The 21,570-nt window shown below is 61.2% G+C and carries 18 protein-coding genes; 16 read left to right on the top strand and 2 right to left on the bottom strand.

What is annotated here, in order from left to right; translation table 11 throughout:
- Position 1: 1 nt before the first annotated feature.
- Positions 2-877: a GNAT family N-acetyltransferase gene (locus PQG80_RS25455; RefSeq protein WP_271754511.1), complete on the top strand. Its 876-nt coding sequence runs from the start codon at positions 2-4 to the stop codon at positions 875-877.
- A gap of 367 nt (positions 878-1,244) precedes the next feature.
- On the opposite strand, the gene PQG80_RS25450 is transcribed toward PQG80_RS25455, so the two are convergent.
- Positions 1,245-1,862 carry a TetR/AcrR family transcriptional regulator gene (locus PQG80_RS25450; protein ID WP_271754510.1) on the bottom strand — a complete coding sequence of 206 codons (618 nt, stop codon included), beginning with the start codon at positions 1,860-1,862 and terminating at the stop codon, positions 1,245-1,247.
- Positions 1,863-2,040: 178 nt separating this feature from the next.
- Between PQG80_RS25450 and PQG80_RS25445 the strand changes: the two genes are divergently transcribed.
- From PQG80_RS25445 to PQG80_RS25390, 12 genes are all read left to right on the top strand, one after another.
- On the top strand, positions 2,041-3,225 hold the full coding sequence (locus PQG80_RS25445; protein ID WP_271754509.1) for a YhgE/Pip domain-containing protein: 1,185 nt from the start codon (positions 2,041-2,043) through the stop codon (positions 3,223-3,225).
- 166 nt (positions 3,226-3,391) lie between these two features.
- A complete protein-coding gene (locus tag PQG80_RS25440) occupies positions 3,392-4,420 on the top strand; it encodes a M14 family zinc carboxypeptidase (protein WP_271754508.1) in 1,029 nt (342 codons plus the stop codon).
- 220 nt (positions 4,421-4,640) lie between these two features.
- A complete protein-coding gene (locus tag PQG80_RS25435; protein WP_271754506.1) occupies positions 4,641-5,387 on the top strand; it encodes a GntR family transcriptional regulator in 747 nt (248 codons plus the stop codon).
- 197 nt (positions 5,388-5,584) lie between these two features.
- Positions 5,585-7,234, top strand: a complete 1,650-nt coding sequence (locus PQG80_RS25430) for an extracellular solute-binding protein (protein ID WP_271754505.1) — start codon at positions 5,585-5,587, stop codon at positions 7,232-7,234.
- Between the two features lie 126 nt (positions 7,235-7,360).
- Positions 7,361-8,293 carry an ABC transporter permease gene (locus tag PQG80_RS25425; RefSeq protein ID WP_271754503.1) on the top strand — a complete coding sequence of 311 codons (933 nt, stop codon included), beginning with the start codon at positions 7,361-7,363 and terminating at the stop codon, positions 8,291-8,293.
- Between the two features lie 15 nt (positions 8,294-8,308).
- A complete protein-coding gene (locus PQG80_RS25420) occupies positions 8,309-9,205 on the top strand; it encodes a carbohydrate ABC transporter permease (RefSeq protein WP_271754502.1) in 897 nt (298 codons plus the stop codon).
- A 53-nt stretch (positions 9,206-9,258) separates the two neighbouring features.
- The gene (locus tag PQG80_RS25415) at positions 9,259-11,196 is read left to right on the top strand and encodes a CehA/McbA family metallohydrolase (protein WP_271754501.1); all 1,938 of its coding nucleotides are present in this window, start codon (positions 9,259-9,261) and stop codon (positions 11,194-11,196) included.
- 39 nt (positions 11,197-11,235) lie between these two features.
- Positions 11,236-14,025 (top strand): phosphodiester glycosidase family protein, encoded by a 2,790-nt coding sequence (locus PQG80_RS25410; RefSeq protein ID WP_271754500.1) that lies wholly within the window; start codon positions 11,236-11,238, stop codon positions 14,023-14,025.
- Between the two features lie 13 nt (positions 14,026-14,038).
- Positions 14,039-14,575 carry an MgtC/SapB family protein gene (locus PQG80_RS25405; protein ID WP_271754499.1) on the top strand — a complete coding sequence of 179 codons (537 nt, stop codon included), beginning with the start codon at positions 14,039-14,041 and terminating at the stop codon, positions 14,573-14,575.
- A 137-nt stretch (positions 14,576-14,712) separates the two neighbouring features.
- Positions 14,713-15,096: a RidA family protein gene (locus PQG80_RS25400; RefSeq protein ID WP_271754497.1), complete on the top strand. Its 384-nt coding sequence runs from the start codon at positions 14,713-14,715 to the stop codon at positions 15,094-15,096.
- A gap of 207 nt (positions 15,097-15,303) precedes the next feature.
- Complete coding sequence (locus PQG80_RS25395) at positions 15,304-15,648, top strand: ArsR/SmtB family transcription factor (RefSeq protein WP_271754496.1); 345 nt, start codon at positions 15,304-15,306, stop codon at positions 15,646-15,648.
- 29 nt (positions 15,649-15,677) lie between these two features.
- Positions 15,678-16,193, top strand: coding sequence for an SRPBCC domain-containing protein (locus PQG80_RS25390; protein WP_271754494.1), 516 nt, complete (start codon positions 15,678-15,680; stop codon positions 16,191-16,193).
- Positions 16,194-16,330: 137 nt separating this feature from the next.
- Here PQG80_RS25390 and PQG80_RS25385 read toward each other — a convergent pair whose 3' ends face one another.
- Positions 16,331-17,248 carry an aldo/keto reductase gene (locus PQG80_RS25385; RefSeq protein WP_271754493.1) on the bottom strand — a complete coding sequence of 306 codons (918 nt, stop codon included), beginning with the start codon at positions 17,246-17,248 and terminating at the stop codon, positions 16,331-16,333.
- Positions 17,249-17,544: 296 nt separating this feature from the next.
- Here PQG80_RS25385 and PQG80_RS25380 point away from each other — a divergent pair, with 296 nt between their 5' ends.
- From PQG80_RS25380 to efeB, 3 genes are read left to right on the top strand one after another with little or no spacing between them, the layout of a single operon-like run.
- Positions 17,545-19,032, top strand: coding sequence for an FTR1 family iron permease (locus tag PQG80_RS25380; protein ID WP_271754492.1), 1,488 nt, complete (start codon positions 17,545-17,547; stop codon positions 19,030-19,032).
- 56 nt (positions 19,033-19,088) lie between these two features.
- Positions 19,089-20,300: an iron uptake system protein EfeO gene (gene efeO / locus PQG80_RS25375; protein WP_271754491.1), complete on the top strand. Its 1,212-nt coding sequence runs from the start codon at positions 19,089-19,091 to the stop codon at positions 20,298-20,300.
- A gap of 18 nt (positions 20,301-20,318) precedes the next feature.
- The gene (gene efeB / locus PQG80_RS25370; RefSeq protein WP_271754489.1) at positions 20,319-21,548 is read left to right on the top strand and encodes an iron uptake transporter deferrochelatase/peroxidase subunit; all 1,230 of its coding nucleotides are present in this window, start codon (positions 20,319-20,321) and stop codon (positions 21,546-21,548) included.
- Positions 21,549-21,570 lie beyond the last annotated feature (22 nt).

Here is a 21,570-nt window from a genome sequence, read left to right as displayed (position 1 = left end):
GATGAAGCCTTTGGAGATTGCGGCGATTCGGGACGTGCTGCCCGGCGTCTTTGCAAGCTTGGTTTCGCCTGAATTGCGCCACGCCTTGCAGCGGCTGCCGACGTCGTTCCTGACGCTGGGAGCTTATAGAGAAGGCCGGCCGGTCGGACTGGCGATCGCAGAGCGGCGGGAGGGGACCGAGACGGCCGGCCTGCTTGCGTTGACCGTGGCGGAGCCGGAGCGCCGCCACGGACTGGGACGCATGTTGCTCGAAGAGATCGAGGCCGTACTGCTGCAAACGGGAATCCGCGTCATTGGAGCGGAGTTCCTGGGCGGTACCGAGCCCGGCACGCCCGAGGCTGCTTTTTTGAGGGCTTGCGGATTTAATGAACCGCGGCCCGGCATCCATATTTGGGGCGGCTCGACGGGGCTTCATCCGGAGCTGCCGTGGGTTCATAAGCTGCGGCTGCCGGACACGTTCGACGTAGCCCCCTTCACGACGCTGACGAGGCAGGAGTACGAGGAGATACAGCGAGGAGAGGGCGTCTGGTATCCGCCCGACTTCTCGCCTTTTGCCGACGAAGAACTGATCGACAAAGAGCGCAGCCTTATTTTACGTGCCGACGGTGAAGTTGTGGGCTGGATGATCCTCGAACCGTTCGACGCCCGTACCATGCTGTTCAAAACAATGTTCGTACGCCGCCGACATCAGCGTATGGGACGCGGCATCGCGTTGGCGGCCGAGATGGGGCGGCGCTTGGTCCGCGATTCCGCATTTTCGGAGTGGCTTTTATTCGTAGAGGCGCGCAACGAAGACATGGTCCGTTTCCTGCATCGCCGTGTCTCCCGTCCGGGCGTCCAAAAAGAAGTGTTATGGAGAACGGTCAAGCGTATTTGACCGTTCTTTTTTGCGTTCTTCGCTCCGTCGCCGTGTCGCGTACCGCCCCGCAGGAAATGTATCCCGCCACGACGACGTACTCCCGGACAAATAAGAATGTGTCACATCGCTATTCCGCCACAACGGCGCACTCCGGGACAAATAAGAATGTGTCACATCGCTATCCCGCCACGACGACGCACTCCCGGACAAATAAGAATGTGTCACATCGCTATTTCGCCACGAAGGCGCGTTCCCGGACAAATAAGAATGTGTCACATCGCTATACTGTCCACGAGGGCGTTCTCCCACCAACTAAATGGTCTATTTATCCCGGAGCCCGCCGCTCTCCCGTTTCGCCCGCCGCTCGCCCGCCGTCCATCCCATCCTAGCCCTCCCGCCCCGGCGCCTTCCGGATTCCGCTCGAGACGAGCGGTCCGTAATTCATGAGGTTCACCATGATCCTGGACATCCGCTCGGGCGAGAGCGCCCGGCCGGTGCCCAGCCAATGCAGGACGAGCCCGAAGTTGGCGGAGGCGATGTAGGAGACGAGGTAGTCGGTCGGGATGGCGGTGTCGTCGGGCGATAACAGCTGCAGCTTGGCATGGACGCGCGAGGAGAAAAGCTCCCGCAGCCGTATGGCGAAGGAAAGATCGCCCTGCGGGCCCAGCATGATGCGAAGAAACTCGCCGTGGCGGGCGATCTCTTCAAATATGGCGACGCTGACCGGATAAGGCTCCTCAAGGTCGATGTAACGCATCGCATCCGCGATGTCGAGCCGCTCGACGCAGGCGCGCACGCCGTCGTAAACGCCGTCCTTCAGCTGCTGCAGCATGTCCCCCACGTCCCGGTAGTGCAGATAGAAGGTGCCCCGGTTGATATCCGCGCGCTCGGTCACGTCCGTGACCGTGATCGCCTCCGCGTTTTTTTCCGCCAACAGCGCCATCAGCGCGTCATGCAGCAATTGCCGGGTCCGAGCTTTACGCCTGTCCAATTTTTCCGTCATCGTCATTTCTCCCGCTCTATAGTGGCGTTGCTGAACATACGTCCGTCCATCTGATCATTAATGAACACCGCGGCCGCACATTGACGATTGAACTCCGCGATAACGATATTATAATGAACAACGTGAACATTATTCAACATGGTGTTCATTATATTGGGACAGGGGAGTGGATAGTGGCATGGCGATATTCAAACAAAAAATCTTCTGGCTCGGCGCGGCGATCGTACTGATCGTGCTGATCCTATTCGGGGCCGCGATGATGGGGTCCGTGCTCGGCGCAAAACCCAAGGAGGTGCCGGTCGCGCTGGTCGTGCTCGACCGCCCGGCAGCGCTGCCGGGCGGCGAATCGCTCGCGGTCGGGGAAATGCTGAAGGAAAAGCTGACGTCCGCCGCGCAGCTGCCGATCGCCTGGACGATCGTCGGCTCCGAGGCGGAGGCGCGCGAGGGCCTGGACGACAGGCGCTTCTACGGCGCGCTGATCGTGCCGGCGGATCTCAGCGCGGGCGTCGCTTCGCTCGCGAGCGCGGCGCCTCGGCCGGCGACCGTGACGATTGTCGCGAACGAAGGCTTGAACGCGCAAGCCGCCACGGTCGTTAAGCAGGGCCTAGGGCAGGCGATGAAGCTCGCCGGCGCGGAGCTGTCGCGGACCATGCTAGCGCGCATCGGCGCCCAGACGCAGCAAGTGCCGGTTGCCGCGGCTGAGGCGCTGCTCACGCCCTTCGCCGTGCAAGAAGAGACCGCGCACGCGGTCGGCGCGAACAATGCGACGGGCAACGCGCCGGGTCTGCTCACGCAGATCATGTGGATGGGCAGCCTGGTGACGGCGCTGCTCCTGTTCTTCGCGGGCGGCGGCGCGGTGAAGGCGGGCTCGCGCAGGCTGTCCGCGACCGCATGGCAGCCCGTCGCGGGGGTCGTATTCGTAGGGCTCGCTGCGGCCTTCCTCGTATGGACCGCCTCCGCCTGGTACGGGATGGAACTGGCCCAAGCATCGCAGACGTGGCTGTTCCTGTGGCTGGCCGGCGCGACCTTCTATATGATTCAGTCCGCCCTGCTCAACTGGGCCGGGATGCCGGCGATGGCGATCCTCGTCCTGCTGATGTTCTTCTCGATGCCGATGCTCAACATGGCGCCCGAGTTTCTGTCGCAGACCGCCCATGACTGGATCTACGCTTGGACGCCGTTGCGGTTCGCCGCAGGAGGTCTCCGCGAGGTCATGTACTTCGGCGGCCTGGACGCTGCTTCGTCCAATGCGGTCGTATTATGGAGCATCGGAGGCGGGTTCCTGCTGCTGCTGGTCGCCGCGGGCTTGAAGCCGGCGAAGCGGCTGACGAACGCGCGGGCGTCGGCCGAACTGGCGTCTTAGGCGCTATAACGCGATTACGCTGAACGTCTCTGAAGTTCTGACATCGCGGCAGATTCGCAGAAATGTTCAAAAACTCAGCGGAAAAGGGATAGCGCCCGCGGACAGGCGCCGTCATAATACAGGTGACCATACAGCGCTTACGATACGGTCGCAGGAGGAATCGATCTTGGAAGCATCGTTCTGGAAAAGCAAGCTGGCGGACATCGAGCATGCGATGGCGAATCTGTCCCTGGGCAAGGCCAGCGTCCTGACCGAGTCGGCGGGCGGACGCAGCGTTTATCTGGCCGAGTACGGCGATAAGGAAGACTTCGGCCGGCAAGCCAACTACAGCTCGGCATGCGGCGCGCGCGATCCGTCCAAGTACGCGGACAAAGGCGAAGATGCGAAGCCGGTTCTCTTGATCGTAGGCGGCGTGCACGGCGGCGAGCTCGAAGGCATCGCCGGCGTCATGAACCTGATCCGGCTGCTCGAGACCGGCGAGGATTACCGGGGGCGCCGCTACGACTATATCTATGAAAACGCGAGCCGGTTCAGGCTGCTGCTCATCCCCTGCATGAATCCCGACGGCCGGGCGCGACTGCCGGTCGATTCGCTGATCGGCGTGCCTTACGAGAAGTTCGTCTACTTCATGCAGGGGGCATGGAAGGACGGCACTCTCTGCCGGTGGCCCGACTGCAAGGCGGTCCATCCGATCAAGGAAGCTTCGGGCTTCCTGGGCTCCTACTTTAACGACGACGGCGTCAACTTTATGCACGACAACTTTTTCTCCCCGATGGCGAAGGAGTCGTCGGCGCTGCTCGGACTGGCGGACCGCGAGGCGGTCGACTTCCATATGTCGCTGCACGGAGGGGCGGACACGGCGGTGCATTTCCCGTGGATCCCTTATCTGCCGGTCGACGTCAAGCGCAAGCAGCAGGCGTTCAACCTTCGGATGGAGGAGGCGCACCGGCAGCGGGGGCTGCCGTTCGGCATGGTCGACCAGGTGACGCAGGACGGGGAGACTTATCCGTATCCGTCCTTCAACCTGACCACGGCCGTCCATCACGTGAGCGGGGGCCTCAGTATGACTTACGAGTCGAATATGGGTATCGACGGGCCGGGACTCCGCTTCACTCCTGACGAGATTCTTGACTGTCACTTCCTCCTGTTCGAGCAGATGTTCCGGTTCGCGCTGGAGGAGAGAGCAGGAGCTTGAGCGTATTCGCCGCCGTTCCCTATCCGGACTGCGCCGCACAGCGGCCGCAGTTTTTTTTATTGCAGTGTTTTGTAAAAAGACGATGAGTTTCGTTAAAGCCGTTGACAGACAGTTTATTATATTATAATGTTATAACCAGTTGAGCGCGAGCGTCTGCACTACGGATAGGACCCCCGCGCTTACGATCGCGGCGTGCGGCGTGGAAATGGAGGAATTCATCTTGCTGGACGGTAATCTGCCGGTAACGTTGCAATATCAGCTGCGCGGCCAGCTGCTGGAGAAGATCAATAAGAAATTCTGGGCGCCCGGCACCCAGATTCCGAGCGAACGGGAGCTGTGCGACGAATACGGCGTCAGCCGCATCACGGTACGGGAAGTGCTCAAGGAGCTGGTTCAAGAGGGCTACCTGGTCCGCAAGCAAGGGAAGGGGACCTTCGTGTCCATGCCCAAGTTTGTCAATGAATTTCACAGCTCGTACAGCCTGTCGCAGGAGATCGAGAAGGAAGGGCTGTCTTCGGACTTTAAAATTCTGGACTTCAGGGCATGCGCGCCGACCCCCTTGCAGCAGCAAGTATTCGGCATATCCGCCGCGGAGCAGGTATACGAGATTACCCGCTTGCGTTTGATCGGCAACGAGGCATTCGCCTGGGAGCGGGCTTACACGCCATGCGCGTTGATGGAGGGGGCCGGCGAGGAGCAGCTGCAGAAGGAAGGGCTGTATATCACGATCTTCCGCTGCTCCGGCTTCATGGCCGAGGAGGCCGAAGTCGAATCCGAAGCCATTAATTGCCCGGCCGACATCGCCGGCCTGCTGCAGCTCAAGAAAGGCGCTGCCGTCATGCTGCTGACCCGCATCACCAAGGCGCAGAACCGCAATATCGAGTACTGCGAGAGCTATGTGCGAAGCGACAAGTACAAGTACCGGTACAAGCAAGTCTTGCGGAAGAAAAACATTATGCCGTCCTGAGTATAAGATCCGGTCGGTCATCTGTGCGAGTCGGCCGGATTTTAACTATATAAATCGAATTGAATCCGCATGATCGGGGAGGTCTGCTATGTCTATAGACGGCTAGGGCTTGCTTTAGGCATTTAATTTCAGAATATTCTGTAAATTAATGATTCGTACTGCCGCAATGAAGCTAAAGCATATGGGGAGGCATTCAATTGAAGAAGTCGTTAACGATCGGTACGGCCTTAATCCTGCTGGCCAGCGTCATGGCCGGGTGCAGCAGCAACAACGATTCAAACGCCTCGGCTCCGGCATCCTCCTCCTCGAACGGGCAGGCTGCAACCCAGCCCGGCACGGAAAAGCTGAACAAAACCGGATTTCCTATCGTAAATGAGCCGTTGACCCTCACCGCCATGGTCCAGCTGAGCCCGGCGCAGCCGCCGGAGTGGAACGACATCCTCGTATGGCAGGAATACGAGAAGATGACCGGCATTCATATCGAATGGGATGAATACACCGCCGCCGATATGACGGAGAAGAGAAACCTGGCGCTCGCGAGCAATGAATTGCCCGATATTTTCTTCCGGACGCGGATGCCGGACAACGACATCGACAAGTACGGCCCGGAGGGCACCTTCCTCAAGCTGAACGATCTCATCGACCAGTACGCCCCCAACTTCAAGGCGCTTCTCGACAAGAATAAGGCCATCGGCAAAGGCATCGCCACGGCGGACGGAAGCATCTACGCGCTGCCCAATCTCACCGAATCTCCGAGTATCGAGATTACCAAAAAGCTGTTCCTGAACCAGAGCTGGCTAAAAAGCACGGGCAAGGCTTCCCCGACGACGACCGACGAACTGTACGACGTGCTCAAAGCCTTCCGCGAGCAAGACGCCAACGGCAACGGACAGCAGGACGAGGTGCCGCTGACGGCGGATTCCCTGGAGGATCTGATTCTGGTGCTGCGCGGCGCCTTCGGATTGGGCAATCAAGGCACGGGCAACGGCAACTGGGATCTCGATTCCGCCTCGGGCGGACTCCGGTTCTTCCCGGCCAGCGACGCTTACAAGGAACTGCTCGTCTACATGAACAAGCTGTATTCGGAAAAGCTGATCGATCAGGAGATTTTCACGAACGACGGCAAAAAGGTGCTGGCGAAAAACGAAGAGAATCAGGTCGGCGCCTTCTCCTTCAGCAACATCGTAGCCCGAGCCAATAAAAACGCGAGCGACTACGCGGGTCTCGAGACGGCGCTCGAAGGTCCGAACGGGGACCGCCTGTATACGAGCGCGAGAGGTCCGATCGGCGCGCGCGGCGCATTCCTGCTCGGCAAGACGAACAAGAATCCGGAGGCGTCGATGCGCTGGATCGACCACTTCTACGGCGAAGAAGGCATCCGGATGATGTATCTGGGGATCGAAGGCCAGTCCTATCAGAAAAACGCGGACGGGAATTACGAGTTTCTGCCGGAGATCGTCGGCAACATTCCGGAAGGCTCTTCCTTCGACCAGGTCGTATCGAAGTACGTGCCGTACGCCGGCGGATCGCTGCCGACGCTGACCAAGGAGGCGTACTTCAAGGGCGGCGAGACCGAGCCCGCGGCCAAGGCGGCCGCCGAGAAGCTGCAGCCCTACCTGCCTAAGACGCTATGGTCCCCCTTCAGCTTCACGACCGAAGAGTCGGAGCAGAAGCAGGCGCTCGAAGCGGATATCAATGGCATGGTCAACCAGCGCGCCGCCGAGTTCATCCAGGGCAAGGCGTCGCTCGCGGATTTCGACAAGTACGTAGCCCAGCTGAAGAAAATGGGACTGGACGATCTTCAGAAAATCTACGAGTCCGCCTACGCGCGGTACCAGGCAGGCTGACGGCCGAAGCGCGCATCTTACCATGCGCGTACAGACGCGGAGCGCCGGCAGGCACGGTCATCTTTAACTGCCGGCGCTTCGGCAATCCGCCTGCCGGGGCTTCCATACACCGAGGGAGTGTTCTTTATGGCTTCAGGCACCAAGGGAGGCGCGGCCAGAGCGTTGCTGCCCCGCTCCATCCGCAAGAATTGGGACTTATACTTGCTGGTTCTGCCAGTCGTACTTTATTTTTTGCTGCTGAAGTACTTGCCGATGTACGGCATTCAGATCGCGTTCAAGGATTTCTCGGCGGCCAAGGGCATCTGGGGCAGTCCGTGGGCGGGGTTCAAGCACTTCGAGCGCTTCTTCGACAATTATCAGTTTTGGACGCTCATTAAGAATACGCTGGGCATCAGCATTTTTCAGATTCTTGTCGCTTTTCCGATGCCCATCCTGTTCGCGCTGCTCGTCAACGAGGTCCGCGGCAAATGGTTCAAGAAAAGCGTGCAGTCGATCGCGTTTATGCCGCATTTTCTCTCCACCGTCGTACTCGTGGGCATCGTGATGGCCTTCCTGTCGCCTACCACCGGATTGGTGAACAACGTCATCAAGCTGTTCGGGGGAGACCCGATCTACTTCATGACCGAGCCCAGCCTGTTCAAGTCCATCTTCGTCTTCTCCGACATCTGGCAGAACATGGGTTTCAGCTCCGTCCTCTACATCGCCGTCTTGGCCGGCATCGACAAGAGTCTGTACGAGGCCGCGATGATCGACGGCGCCGGCAAGATGAAGCGGCTGATCCATATCGCCGTTCCGAGCCTCGTCCCGACGGCCGTCATCATGCTCATTTTCCAGTTCGGGTCGATCATGGACGTCGGCTTCGAGAAGATCTTCCTGATGCAGAACGACCTGAACCGCTCCTCGTCGAGCGTTATCTCCACGTATGTTTACGAGATGGGCCTGCTCGGCTCGCAGTTCAGCTTTTCCGCCGCCGTCGGCTTGTTCAATTCGGTCATCAACTTCGCGCTGATCATGATCGTCAACCAAGTCGCCAGACGCAGCGGTACCAGCTTATGGTGACGGAGGCGTACGCATATGGAATATAACCCGAAGACGGCGAGCGCCGGAGACCGTCTGTTCGATATAGCGGTCTACGCGATCCTCACGATGGCGGCGCTCGCTACGCTCTACCCGCTGCTGTATATCCTCAGCGCATCGTTCAGCGATCCGATGGCGATCGTCAAAGGCAAGCTGTGGCTGTGGCCGCAGCGCGTCACGCTGGATTCGTACCGCGAGGTATTCGGCAACGCCGACATCTGGACCGGTTATCGCAACTCGCTGATCTACCTGGTCGTCGGTACGACGATCAACATCGTCATGACGACGATGGGCGCCTACGCGCTGTCCCGCAAGGATCTGGTCGGCAGACATGCGCTGTCGCTTATCTTCACCTTCACGCTGATCTTCAACGGCGGCCTGGTGCCGACGTATCTAACCTACAAGAACATGCTCGGACTGTACGACAACCTATGGGCCATGGTCATCCCGAGCGCCGTCAGCGTCTGGAATCTGATCGTCATGCGCACTTATTTCCAGACGTCGATTCCGTACGAGCTGCAAGAGGCGGCCTTTATCGACGGCTGCAGCAATATCCGCACGCTGACCCGGATCGTCCTGCCGCTGTCGATGCCGATCATCGCCGTCATGACCATGTATTACGGCGTCGCGCATTGGAATTCGTACTTCACGGCGCTCATCTATCTCCATGACGGCTGGCGACAGCCGCTGCAGATGGTCATCCGCAACATTCTGATCCAGGAAGACATGTCCGCCATGACGGGCAGCGGCCAGAGCCTGATGGATCAAATGCTTAAGGCCGAGGGCATGAAGTATGCCGTGATCGTCGTATCGAGCCTGCCGATGCTGCTCATGTATCCGCTCGTGCAGAAGCACTTCGTCAAAGGCGTCATGATGGGCGCCGTCAAAGGCTGAAGAAGACTTCCGCGAGCCACAATCCTATCGATGAACGAGAACGGAGAAGCGAAATGAACGAATACAACGAGACGGCGACGCAGCCCGTGCTGCTGAGTCTGGGCAAGACCGTGACCGCCGAGCACGCTGTCGATGGCGCGGGTCCCGAGCGTGCTATCGACGGTCGAGAGGATACGTACTGGGCGGGCGCGCCCTATTATGTGTGGTGGAAGCTCGATCTGGCGGCCTGCTGCCGGGTAGAGCGGCTGCGAATCCGCACGGGCGAAGCGGGATCCGATGCTTATGCGACCTACTATATTGAATACAGCGAGGACGGCCTGAACTGGGAGACGGTCGCCGAGCGGACGGAGCGGGCGCCCCACGATGCGGACGGGGAGCAATACGAGGCGAGCTTCGCGGCGAGGTATATCCGGGTGACGGTGACCTACTGCTCGGCCGGGGAGACCGCGACGATTCGCAGTTTCGAGGCCTACGGACATCCGTCGGACGCGTCGGCGCAGCCTGCCGGCGGCAGGCGCTCGCCCCGCAAGCTCGCGGCGGTGTCCTGCGACGAAGCGCGGGGCTTCGAGCCGGCCGTATCGGACGAGATCGAGCCCGGCCAGACGGATCCAGTCCTGGGCGGCGGCACGGCGGGCAGCTATATTCTGTTCCGCGGCGTCGACTTCACGCCGGAGGGCGTGGATCAGCTGCGCGGACAGTTCGGCTTCGAGAACTTGGACAAAGCGAAGCGGATCACGATGGAGGTGCGGGTCGACGCGCTGACGGGCGAGAAGGTCGGGGAGATCGTCCTGTTCAAGCAGTGGAAGCGCTGGTCGATCCTGGCTTGCGGCCTCTCGCATGCGGACCCGGCGCTGCTCGCGGGCGTACATGACGTCTATCTGGTCATTACGGATGCAGATCCCGAGCAGCGGCTCCTCTTGCAATGGGTGGCATTCGTCCGCAAGACGGCGCTGCCCGCGCCGAGGCCCCGCCCCGCGGCGCTGCCTGCGCCGGCCGATGGCGAATATCGGATCTACTTCGGCAATCTCCATAGCCATACCGGATTCTCCGACGGGATCGGCGTGCCCGAATACGCGTACGACTACGCCCGCTATACGGCCGGTCTGGACTTCCTGGCGATCACCGAGCACAGCAATCTGTACGACCATTATCTGGACTGGGACAAGAGCCGCAAATGGGTCGATATCCAGCGGACCGCCGACGAGAAGACCGAGGACGGCGCCTTCCTCGCGCTGTTTGGCGCCGAGACGACCTGGTACAACCAGTTCGGGCACATGAATACGTACAATATGGATTTTTTCATCAACGCCTACGAGACCGAGTTCAACGACATCCCCACATACTACGACACCGTCAAGCCGTACAAGGATTCGATCCAGCAATGGAACCATCCGTGGTCCTGCGGACAGCGGCATCTCGACGGCTTCGAGCCGTACGACCCGGAGCTGGACGAAGTGCTGCACATGATCGAGATCAATACGATCGAGTCCAAGGAGCTGGGCGGTCTCTATTACTACGTGATGGCACTGGACAAAGGCTGGCACGTCGCGCCCGTCGGCAGCCAGGACAACCACCATGGGCAGTGGGGCACGGAGAACACGCTGCGCACGGGCGTACTGGTGGAGCGGTTGACGCGGGAGCACTTCTTCGACGCCGTGCGTCACCATCGCGTCTACTTCACGTCCGCGCTCCATCTGAAGGTATGGTTCAAGGTGAACGGCGCGATCATGGGCTCGACGATCGAGCGGACGGATACGCTCGAGATCGAGATCAAGGCGCTGTTCGGCGCCGAGACGGGCGGCCGGATCATCCGGGCGGAGATCGTCGGCGAGCAGGGGCGCGTTCTCCACGCGATCGAGAATGACGGCGAGCGGCTGGATTATCGCGCGGCGCTGCCGCGCGAGGGCCGATACGTCTTCGCGAAGGTCTACCAGCAAGACGGCGAGTTCGCGGCGACCGCGCCGGTCTGGATCGATGCAACGAACCGATAAGCAAGGTTGTATGGAGAACGATTTCGAGGAGGAGATGAAATGAAGCTTACCAAGCTTGTCATGCATTCGCTCTTGTCTTTCATCGTTTTGTTTTCCGTCGCGGTGACCTCGTACGCGCCGCGGCCCGCTGTCGCGGATACCGTCATCTCGATCGGCAGCGCCGCCGACCTGGCGCTGATCCGCGCCAATCCCTCCGGCAGCTTCAAGCTGACGAGCGATATCGCCTTGTCGGGCGCCTTTACGCCGATCCCCTTGCTGAGCGGCACGCTGGACGGCGACGGGCATGTCGTCACCGGCCTTCGGATCGACGCGAGCGCGGCCCAGCCCAAGGCGGCCTTCATCGTCGACAACCAAGGGACCGTATCCAGGATCGGATTCAAAAACGTCGATATCAACGGTCTGGGCACAGATTCGACCTACTGGGCCGGCGGCATCGTCGCGAAAAACGAGGGGACGATCGAGCAGAGCTTCGTGACGGGCGCGATCGAAGGCGGCTACCGAAGCGCCGGCATCGCCGTCACCAACTACGGGACGATCCGCGACGTGTACGCGGTCGCATCGGTGAGCGCGAAGGTCGAGAGCGGCGGTCTCGTCGCCGTCTCGGAGAACGGCTCGTCCATCCGGTCCTCCTACGCGGTGCCGAGCGTTTATTCGCAGCAGAACAATACCGGCGGCATCTCCGCTTATGCCTATACGGGCGCGCTGATCCGCGATAACGCGCTGCTGGCGGGCACGGTCGCGAACGGCGGCGGCACCAATATCGGTCGCATCGCGGGCAGGCTGAACGGCACGCCGACCTTCGCAAATAATAGGGCCTCCGCCAACGCGCTCGTGCAGGGCGTGGCGGCAACCGGCGGAACCCTGTCCAACCAGCAGGGCTTGTCCGTCACGGACGCGCAACTGGCTGCGCAGCCGGTCTACGAGGACGATCTGGGATGGGACTTCTACGGCGTATGGGAAATGAGCGCTTATCTGGATCGCCCGATCCTGCGGAACGCGCCCGAGCGCCAGGACGTCATAGTCTCGACGGCGGCCGACCTCGAACTGATCCGGAGCAACCCGTCCGGCGATTACAGGCTGGCAGACGATATCCAATTGACGGGCGCGTTCGTGCCGATCCCCTCTTTTAGCGGCACGCTGGACGGCGACGGTCACGTGATCTCCGGTCTCACCGTCACGGCGAGCGCCAGCCGGCCCAAGGTCGCCTTCATCGTCGAGAATCTCGGCCTCATCGAGCGGCTCGGCATGACGGACGTCGCCGTCATCGGCAAGAGCGCGACCACCGATTACTGGGCGGGCGGCATCGTCGCGGCGAACCGGGGTACGATCCGCGAGAGCTTCGTTACCGGCATGGTCGTCGGCGGGTACCGCAGCGGCGGTATAGCCGCTCACAATTACAATGTCATCAAAAACGTCTACAGCGACGCGATCGTCAAGGCCAGGGGGGAGAGCGGCGCCTTGGTGGCCGTATCGGAAGGCGGATCTAAGCTTGAATCCTCCTACGCGTCGCCCGACGTATATTCCAAGCTGAATAATACCGGCGGCATCTCCGCCTACGCTTATACGAACGCGGTCATCCAGAACAACGCGCTGCTCGCCGGCACGATCGCGAACGGCGGCAACGGCAACATCTCGCGCATCGTAGGCCGGGTGAACGGCACGCCGACGCTCCTGAACAATGTCGCCTCGGCCAACGCGCTCGTGCAGGGCGCCGTCGTGACGGGCGGCACGGCCTCGAACAACAAGGGACTGAGCGTGACGGACGCGGCGCTCGCGCTGCAGTCGACCTACGCCGGCACGCTGGGCTGGGATTTCGTCAAGGTGTGGAAAATGAGCGCGGCGACGAACCGCCCGGTGCTCCGGTTTTTCGCGGAGGACGCGCCGGCGCCGCAGAATCCGATCATCTATCGGATTTACCGCGACGAATCGGTCACCCTCTCGGCCGGCGTCTCGCATCGGGAGATGGATTTCCTGGACGCGAACGGCAATATCCAGAAGGCCAATATCATTGACGTCGACCTTCAGGCGCCGCAAAACCAGATCATCGTCGGCGTGAAAAACAATCAGGTTCCTCCGACGGACGCGAGCGGCAATTATATCCGGACCGTGGACGCCGAAGGGCATGACGTCATCAAGGCGACGGTAGCCGAGCAGGCCGCGACGACCGTCATCTCCGGGAAGCGGGTCGTCGCCGGCGTGAACGGAGAGTTCTACACGGAGCAGGGGCCGGAAGGCTACATGATCAAGGACGGCTCTTCAATCATCAACGGGGTTCGCGTGCCGGGCGTCGACGGCAAGACGTATCCGTTCCACGGCTTCTTCGGCATCAAGACGGACGGCACCGCCGTCATCGGCAACTATGCAGCGGATTGGGAAGCCGTCAAGAATGATCTGTATCAAGCCTCCGGCGGCCAGTATCAGGTCGTGAAGAACGGCGCGGCGCAGAGCTTCCAAGGCCTCGTCATCTCGAATCCGGCCGATCCTAACTACGACGAGCAGACGTACTATCGGTACAACGAGAGGCATCCGCGCACGGCGGTCGGGATTCGCGCCGACGGCGACGTGTTCTTCGTCGTAGCGGATGGACGCGATGCCAATGACGCGACGGGCTTTTACATCGAGGAACTGGGTCTCTACATGAAGGAGCTCGGCGCCTACCAGGCACTGAACATGGACGGCGGAGGCTCCTCGACGGCGGTCGTCTACGACGAAGCGCAGGACCAATACGAGATCAAGAATACGCCGATTAACAAAGTGAACGGCGTGAATACGCCGGGCGTGCCCCGGGAAGTGTTCTCCTCGCTGCTGATCCTGGCGGATGAGCCTTAAGGAGACGATGGGATTGGATGTAATATCGGATACGGCGGGCGGAGCCTGGTTCCATGCGTTCGCGCAGGATCACGAGATCTATCTGCAGATTCTGCTCAGCGCGCTGCTGGGCTTCATCATCGGCTGGGATCGCGAGACCAAGAGCAAGCCTGCCGGGCTCAAGACATACATGTACGTCTGCGTCGCGAGCACGCTGATCACCACGATCTCGATCCACAGCGTCGGGAAGTTCAGCGGCGTCTACGCGCACACGATGATGGACCCGATGCGCCTGACGGCGCAGATCGTGTCCGGTCTCGGCTTCCTGGGCGCCGGCGTGATCCTGAAGGACGGATTGAAGGTAAAAGGGCTCACCTCGGCCGCGATGATTCTGTTCGTCGGGGGCGTGGGGATCGGTATCGGCGCGGGATTCTACGGCTTGGTCGTGTTCACGGTCGCCGTCAGCATGGGCGTGGCCAAGATGGCCGGCCTGCTCGAGAGGCAGAAGTTCGGCAGAGAAGAGCGGCCGGGGGCCGGCGGCGGCCCGGAGTTAAGGAAGTTAACCAAATAGCGCATGGGCTGGGGAGAGAACGGCGGCGTTCTCTCCTTCATTGTGTTCAATCCGAATCTCATAGATAATAAATGATGCGGCATGGACATCTTCTTGCCGATGTAAAAGGAACTAACTTAACCGGAGGGAATCATCGCATGAACCAAGCCGTATCCACCGCCCAGGCGCCAGCCGCCATCGGGCCGTATTCGCAAGCCGTACTCGCCGGAGGCTTCCTGTTCGCTTCCGGGCAGATCCCGCTGGATCCCGCCACGGGCGCCATCGTCGAGGGCGGCATCGAAGCCCAGACCCATCGGGTGCTGCAGAACCTGAAGGCCGTCGTCGAAGAAGCGGGCCTCTCGCTCGGCGACGTCGTGAAGACGACGATCTTCCTCGACAGCATGGACGACTTCGCGAAGGTGAACGAGATCTACGCGAGCTACTTCGACGGGGGCGTCCTGCCTGCCCGCGCGACGGTACAGGTCGGCAAGCTGCCGAAGAACGCGCTCGTCGAGATCGACTGCATCGCGCACCGCGGCTAAGTCCGGCTTTCCGGAATCCTTTTATGCATCACCCGTTGTACCCGATCAAGTCGCCTCTTAAGGGCGGCTTTTTCTTTTCTCAAAAAAAGTTTTAAATATTCCTTTACAGGAATATTCCCTTTGGTGTATATTAGGTTCATCAGGAAGATGACCTTGCGGCGAAGGAGATGGGATTCCCGAGAGACCATTCGTTAAAGAGGTGAGCGCATGTCGGGGAACACTCCAGGCATGGATATGACGACGCTGAGCGCCCTGGCCGAGCCGAATCGCATGCATATCGTAGAGCTCCTGCGCGACGGTCCGCTGACCGTGGGAGAGATCGCCGAGCGGCTGGGACTGCGCCAGCCCCAGGCCTCCAAGCATCTGAAGGTGCTGGGGGAGAGCGGGATCGTGGAGGCGAAGGCCGATGCCAACCGCCGCATCTACAAGCTCCGTCCGGAACCGTTCAAGGCGCTGGATGCGTGGCTGAGCTCCTACCGGCGCATCATGGAGGAGCGGTATGACAAGCTGGACGACTACTTGCGGGAATTGCAGGACAAGGAACGACAATAGATTTCAATATTAACGAGGAGGAATTAACGATGTCTAACAACGCGATGGCTTCGAGAGTGGAAAACGAACGGGTGCTGGTGCTGGAGCGCGTATTCGACGCCCCGCGGGAGCTCGTGTTCAAAATGTTCAAGGAAGCGGAGCACCTGAAGCGCTGGTGGGGACCGAGGGGCTGGGAGCTTCCGGTCTGCAATATCGACTTCCGGCCGGGCGGCGTATGGCACTTCTGCATGAAGTGCGCGGATCAGAGCCAGGGACAGTTTTACGGCATGGAATCCTGGGGCAAAGGCATATACAAAGAAATCGTCGAAGGGGTGAAGATCGTCTACACCGATTACTTCTCCGACGCCGATGGAAACATCAACGCGGAGATGCCGTCGACCGAGGTCACGATGGAGTTCGTCGACCTAGGCGGCAAGACGAAGCTGGTCAGCAGCAGCGAGTACGTGTCCGCCGAAGCGCTCAAGCAGGTCATGGAAATGGGCATGCTGCAGGGCATCACCGAGACGTGGGACCGCCTGGAAGAGCGCCTCGCCGAGGTCGAGTAAGCACATCGAACGAACAGCCGTCCGGCTTCGGCGCCGGGCGGCTTCTTACGTTCGTTCGTATCGACGGCTCCGCATTTGGACGCGCAGTAAAAAAGCCCCGATCCGCAAAGGACCGGGGCTATACGCCAAGCTGCTGGTTAAGGCAGGATATTGCCTGCCGAGCGGAAGATTTCGTACCATTCTTCGCGCGTCAGTTGCACGTCGCTCGCCTTGACGCAGTCGAGGAGACGCTCGATGTTCATCGTGCCGGTGACGGGCTGCATGCGCGCCGGATGACGGAGCAGCCAGGCGATCGCGATCGTCGTGTTGCTGACCTCGTACTTCTTCGCGATCTCGTCGATCTTGGCGTTCAGCTCAGGGAACTCCTCGTTGTCGAGGAAGACGCCCTTGAAGAATCCGTACTGGAACGGCGACCACGGCTGGACGGTGATATCGTTCAGGCGGCAATAGTCCAGAATGCTGCCGTCGCGGTCGATCGCGGACTCGTTCTCCATGTTCACGTTCAATCCGTTGGAGATCATGTTGGCGTTGGTGATGCTCAGCTGCAGCTGGTTCGCCACCAGCGGCTGCTTGACGTACTTCTTCAGCAGCTCGATCTGCATCGGCTTCTGGTTCGATACGCCGAAGTGGCGCACCTTGCCCGAGCGCTCCAGCAGGTCGAACGCCTCGGCGACTTCCTCCGGCTCGACCAGCGCGTCCGGGCGGTGGAGCAGCAGAATGTCCAGGTAGTCGGTCTTCAGACGCTTCAGAATGCCGTCGACCGAGGTCAGGATATGTTCCTTGGAAAAGTCGAAGGAGCCCTTGCGGATGCCGCACTTGGACTGCAGGACGATCTTCTCGCGGATGTCGTCGTTCATATGGATGGCGTCGGCGAAAATCTCCTCGCAGGCCCCGCCGCCGTAGATATCGGCATGATCGAAAAAGTTCGCGCCCGCCTCGAGCGACGTGCGAACGAAGCGCTCGGCCTCCGCCTTCTCCAGCGAATTGATGCGCATGCAGCCGACCGCGATTACAGGTACTTCAAGCGAGCTTGTCCCCAGCTTAATCGTCCTCACCCTAAATTCCTCCCTGCCTATGCTTGATATCGCTTACGGCACTATCATAACGCTAACGCGTCCATTCGCCAAGCGAACACGCGTTTATTTACCTGCGGTTAACAAAAGCCCCGCGCGCCATCCAAAAAGAAGTTGTACGCGCTGAATTTTCCTGACGATAGATCGGGTCGTTTTTTTAGTAACTTGTTGACAGAAATCATGCGGCATCACTATAATCGCTTAGTATAGTGAGAATTGTTCTCAAAAACGGTGCCGCTTGAGCGACTCGCTTGAAGAACATGAGGAGGCCAATGGGAGTGAAGGGTTCGAGCCGATCGTTCCCGCGGGCGTTGTTCGCTCCGCTGATGATACTGGCGGCGGCTTGTCTGATCGTCTGGACGGCGTGGCCCGTCACCGCGTACGCCGCGTCCTCCCGGGAGGAGACGACGGCCGCGTCCGCGAGCGTCGACGCGATGATCCGGCATCTGGACGGGGGAGACCTCGCGTCGGCCAAGCAGGACTTCGCCGCGGTCAAGAAGTGGTGGACGTCGTCCAAGAGCGGCGCCAAGCAGCGCTCGCTCGATCTCGCGCTCGAGATCGACGGACAGATCGCTTCGCTCTCGCTGGCGCTGCTGACGGAGGATGCCGCGCAGGCGGCGACGGTCGCGAGCAACCTGCGGTTCTCGGTGAAGAACCTGGCGGACGGCGCCTTCGCCGACAATGACGGCAAGAGCCAGATGACGCTCTCCGCGTACATCCTGAAGCTGCGGGGTGCGGGAGATCTGGCGCAGCGCGGGCAATGGGACGAGGCGCAGGACGAAGTCAAGCTGCTGCAGCGGCAGTGGCTGTCGGTCGAAGGGGATGTCGTCAGCCAGTCCCAGCGCGTTTACGACGCTACGGAGCGGGACCTGGTGCTGCTGGACGGGTACCTGAACGACGCGGGCAAGAGAGACCAGGCGGCGGCCGTGGTCGACCGCATGGTCGAGGCGCTGGCTCCGCTGGCCGATGCCCGGTATTCGTGGTGGGATGCGGCATTGATCCCGATCCGCGAAGGCCTCGAGGCGCTGCTCGTCGTCGGCGCGCTCCTCATGTATGCCAAGCGTGCGGATTCCGCGCCCGCGAAGCGCTGGGTCGTCGGCGGATCCGCCGCCGGCATCGTCGCCAGCGTCGGGTCGGGGATCGCCGTAGCGCTGCTGCTGTCATCGAGCGCCTTCGGCCACAACGGCCTGCTGATCAACGGCTGGACGGGCGTCGGCGCGAGTCTGCTGCTGCTGTACGTCAGCTATTGGCTGCACCGCAATTCGGACGTGCAGCGCTGGAACGCGTTTCTGGCCTCCAAGAGCTCCAGGGCCTTGTCCGGCGGCCGCATGATCTCGCTGGGACTGCTCGCCTTCTTCGCGATCGTGCGCGAGGGGCTCGAGACCGTCGTCTTCCTGATCGGCATGACGGGCAAGATGCCGGCCGCACAGCTTGTGCTGGGCATCGCGGTCGGATTCGGGGTGCTCGCGGCCGTCGCGCTGGCGATCGTCAAGGCCGGCTCCCGGCTGCCGGTCAGGCCAGTTTTCCTCGTATCCAGCCTCATCGTATTCTACTTGTGCTTCAAGTTCATGGGATCCGGCATCCACAGCCTGCAGATGGCCGGCCTGCTGCCCGCGACGGTGCAGGAGGGGCTGCCGGATCTCGCGGTCCTGAGCCTGTATCCGTCGTGGTACAGCACGCTGCCCCAGCTGTTGTTCGCCGTCGCCGGCGCGCTCGCCGCGATCCTATCTTATGCAGCCGGCCGGCGCCGGCGCGCGATTTCCTAAGGGAGGGCGGGCGAACCGCGTCCGATTCCCGCATAGATAATGGAGGGTTTTTGTTGATGAAAAAGACATTTTTGAACGTGCTCGCGTTGGCCGGCGTCATGGCGCTCGCCGCCTGCGGCAACGACGCGAACGAAGCGGACAGCGGAAACGGCGCGACGACGGCGGCATCCGCGACCGCGTCCGCGCAAGCGTCTGCGTCCGCGCAGGCATCTTCGTCCGCGTCCGCGGCCCCCGGCGCGATCCAGGACGGCTCCGCCAAGCTGCTGGAGGAGACTCGCAAGCTGCAGGACGCGATCGACAAGCAGGACGCGGAAGACGTGAAGGCGCTCGGCAAGTCGATCAACGACATCTGGCTCTCGTACGAAAATGCGGTCCGCCAGTCCTTCCCGCTCGAATATACGGACGTCGAGAAGTACGAGATGCCGATCTTCTCCGCCTCCGCTTATGATAAGATCGACTATGCCGCGCTCAAGGCCAACGCCGCGAGCCTGATCGATGCCGTGACCGCCCTGCAGAACGCCAAGCCGTCGGCCGCGAACGCCTCCGAGCTGCTGGCCAAGGCGGTCGAGAAGTACCAGTCCTACGTCTCCGAGCAGATGGACCTGCTCGCCGCGCAGACGCAATCGTTCGTGGACGCCGTCAAGGCCGGCAACGCGGATCAAGCGAAGCTCGACTATGCGCAGGCGCGCATCTATTACGAGCGCATCGAGCCGATCGCGGAGAGCTTCGGCGACCTCGATCCCAAGATCGACGCCCGCCTGGCGGACGTGGACGATCCGAACGCCTGGACCGGATTCCACCGGATCGAGAAGGCGCTATGGGCCGACAACTCGCTCGCCGGCCAAGACAAATACGCAGATCAGCTCATGACCGACGTGAAGGAACTGCAGAAGCAAGCGCAGGGGTACGAGCTCGAGCCCAAGGCGATGGTAGCCGGCGCGATGGAGCTGCTCAACGAAGCGGCGACGTCCAAGATCACGGGCGAGGAAGAGCTGTATTCGCATATCGACCTCGTCGACCTGGCGGCCAACGTCGAAGGCTCCAAGACGGTCTACCTGGCGATCATTCCCGCGCTCAACGAGAGCCACGACGATCTGGCCGTGAAGCTTGACGAGGCGTTTCAATCGATGGAGCAAAGCTTGGCCGGATTCGTGAAGGACGGCCAGTATATCAGCTATACGGAGTTGACGACGGATCAGATTCGCCAGATCAGCGATCAATTGAGCGTGCTGTCCAATCTGATGTCCCAGACCGCCGCCATCCTCTAATTCGGGGAGGTTACCGACGTGGAGCAGCATCCACCGGGCATGACGCGCAAGGATTTTCTAAAATTGTCGGTCGCTGCCGGCGCGGGCCTCGCCATCGGCGCCTCGGGGCTCGGCGCGATCCTGAACCTGAACGGCAAGCCGGCGAACAAGGCTTCGGCCGAGTCGAACGACGACGCGATCCCGCTCTACGGGGCGCATCAGCCGGGCATCGTCACGCCTCCGCAAACATACCTGTACCTGGCGAGCTTCCGCGTGACCTCCAAGAGCAAGGCGGACCTGGCCGGCATGTTCAAGGACTGGACGCGGTTCTGCGATCTGAGCATGGCGGGCGGCACGATGCGGACGGGGGACAACCCGCTGGTGCCGCCGAGCGATACGGGTGAGACGCTCGATCTCCCGCCGTCCAAGCTGACCGTGACGTTCGGGTTCGGGCCTTCCTTTTTCCTGGACGAAGGCAAGGATCGCTTCGGCATCGCCCGCCTCGCGCCGAAGCACTTGAAGGACATTCCCCGCATGGCGCGGGACCACCTCGATCCCTCCATCTCCGGCGGGGACATCTGTCTGCAGGTGTGCGCCAACGACCAGCAGGTCGCCTTCCATGCGATTCGCAACCTGATCCGGCTGTCGACCGGCATCGCGTCGCTGAACTGGATGCAGGAGGGCTTCGCCAGCGGCAAGCCGGGGACGACCCCGCGCAACCTGTTCGGCTTCAAGGACGGCACGGCGAATGCGCTGCATGACTCGCCCGACGGCTACGACCGCGTCGTCTGGGCGGACGAGGGGGAACCGGACTGGCTGAGAGGCGGCTCGTATCTCGCCTACCGCAAGATCCGGATGAAGCTCGAATCCTGGGATCGGACCTCGCTGGCCGACCAGGAAGACACGTTCGGCAGGCACAAGGTGTCCGGCGCGGCGTACGGCGCGAAGGGAGAGTTCGATCCCGTCGACCTGTCCAGCCAGCCGGTCAACGCCCACGTCCATCTGGCCAAGCAGACCAAGCAGCAGATGCACCGCCGGGCCTACTCGTATACGGACAAGGTCGATCCCCGGACGGGGAACGTCGACGCCGGCCTTCTTTTTATCAGCTACCAGCGCAACCCGGACGAACAGTTCATTCGGATGCTCCGCCTGATGCAGAGCAAGGACGCGCTCAACGAATACGTGGACCATGTCGCGAGCGCCATGTTCGCCTGCCCGACCGGGCTTCGCGAGGGCACGTACATCGGCCAGAATATTCTGGAGGGCTGACGGCCGGGGCGCCGGCGCATTC

This window comes from Cohnella rhizoplanae, assembly GCF_948329515.1.
Taxonomy (GTDB): domain Bacteria; phylum Bacillota; class Bacilli; order Paenibacillales; family Paenibacillaceae; genus Cohnella; species Cohnella rhizoplanae.
This window is presented reverse-complemented; position numbering and strand designations above follow the sequence as displayed.

Excerpts from the sequence above, each read along its gene's own strand:
- PQG80_RS25455 (WP_271754511.1), top strand. The coding sequence starts at position 2 with ATGAAGCCTTTGGAGATTGCGGCGATTCGGGACGTGCTGCCCGGCGTC.
- PQG80_RS25450 (WP_271754510.1), bottom strand. The coding sequence starts at position 1,862 with ATGACGGAAAAATTGGACAGGCGTAAAGCTCGGACCCGGCAATTGCTG.
- PQG80_RS25445 (WP_271754509.1), top strand. The coding sequence starts at position 2,041 with ATGGCGATATTCAAACAAAAAATCTTCTGGCTCGGCGCGGCGATCGTA.
- PQG80_RS25425 (WP_271754503.1), top strand. The coding sequence starts at position 7,361 with ATGGCTTCAGGCACCAAGGGAGGCGCGGCCAGAGCGTTGCTGCCCCGC.
- PQG80_RS25420 (WP_271754502.1), top strand. The coding sequence starts at position 8,309 with ATGGAATATAACCCGAAGACGGCGAGCGCCGGAGACCGTCTGTTCGAT.
- PQG80_RS25415 (WP_271754501.1), top strand. The coding sequence starts at position 9,259 with ATGAACGAATACAACGAGACGGCGACGCAGCCCGTGCTGCTGAGTCTG.
- PQG80_RS25410 (WP_271754500.1), top strand. The coding sequence starts at position 11,236 with ATGAAGCTTACCAAGCTTGTCATGCATTCGCTCTTGTCTTTCATCGTT.
- PQG80_RS25400 (WP_271754497.1), top strand. The coding sequence starts at position 14,713 with ATGAACCAAGCCGTATCCACCGCCCAGGCGCCAGCCGCCATCGGGCCG.
- PQG80_RS25395 (WP_271754496.1), top strand. The coding sequence starts at position 15,304 with ATGTCGGGGAACACTCCAGGCATGGATATGACGACGCTGAGCGCCCTG.
- PQG80_RS25390 (WP_271754494.1), top strand. The coding sequence starts at position 15,678 with ATGTCTAACAACGCGATGGCTTCGAGAGTGGAAAACGAACGGGTGCTG.
- efeO (WP_271754491.1), top strand. The coding sequence starts at position 19,089 with ATGAAAAAGACATTTTTGAACGTGCTCGCGTTGGCCGGCGTCATGGCG.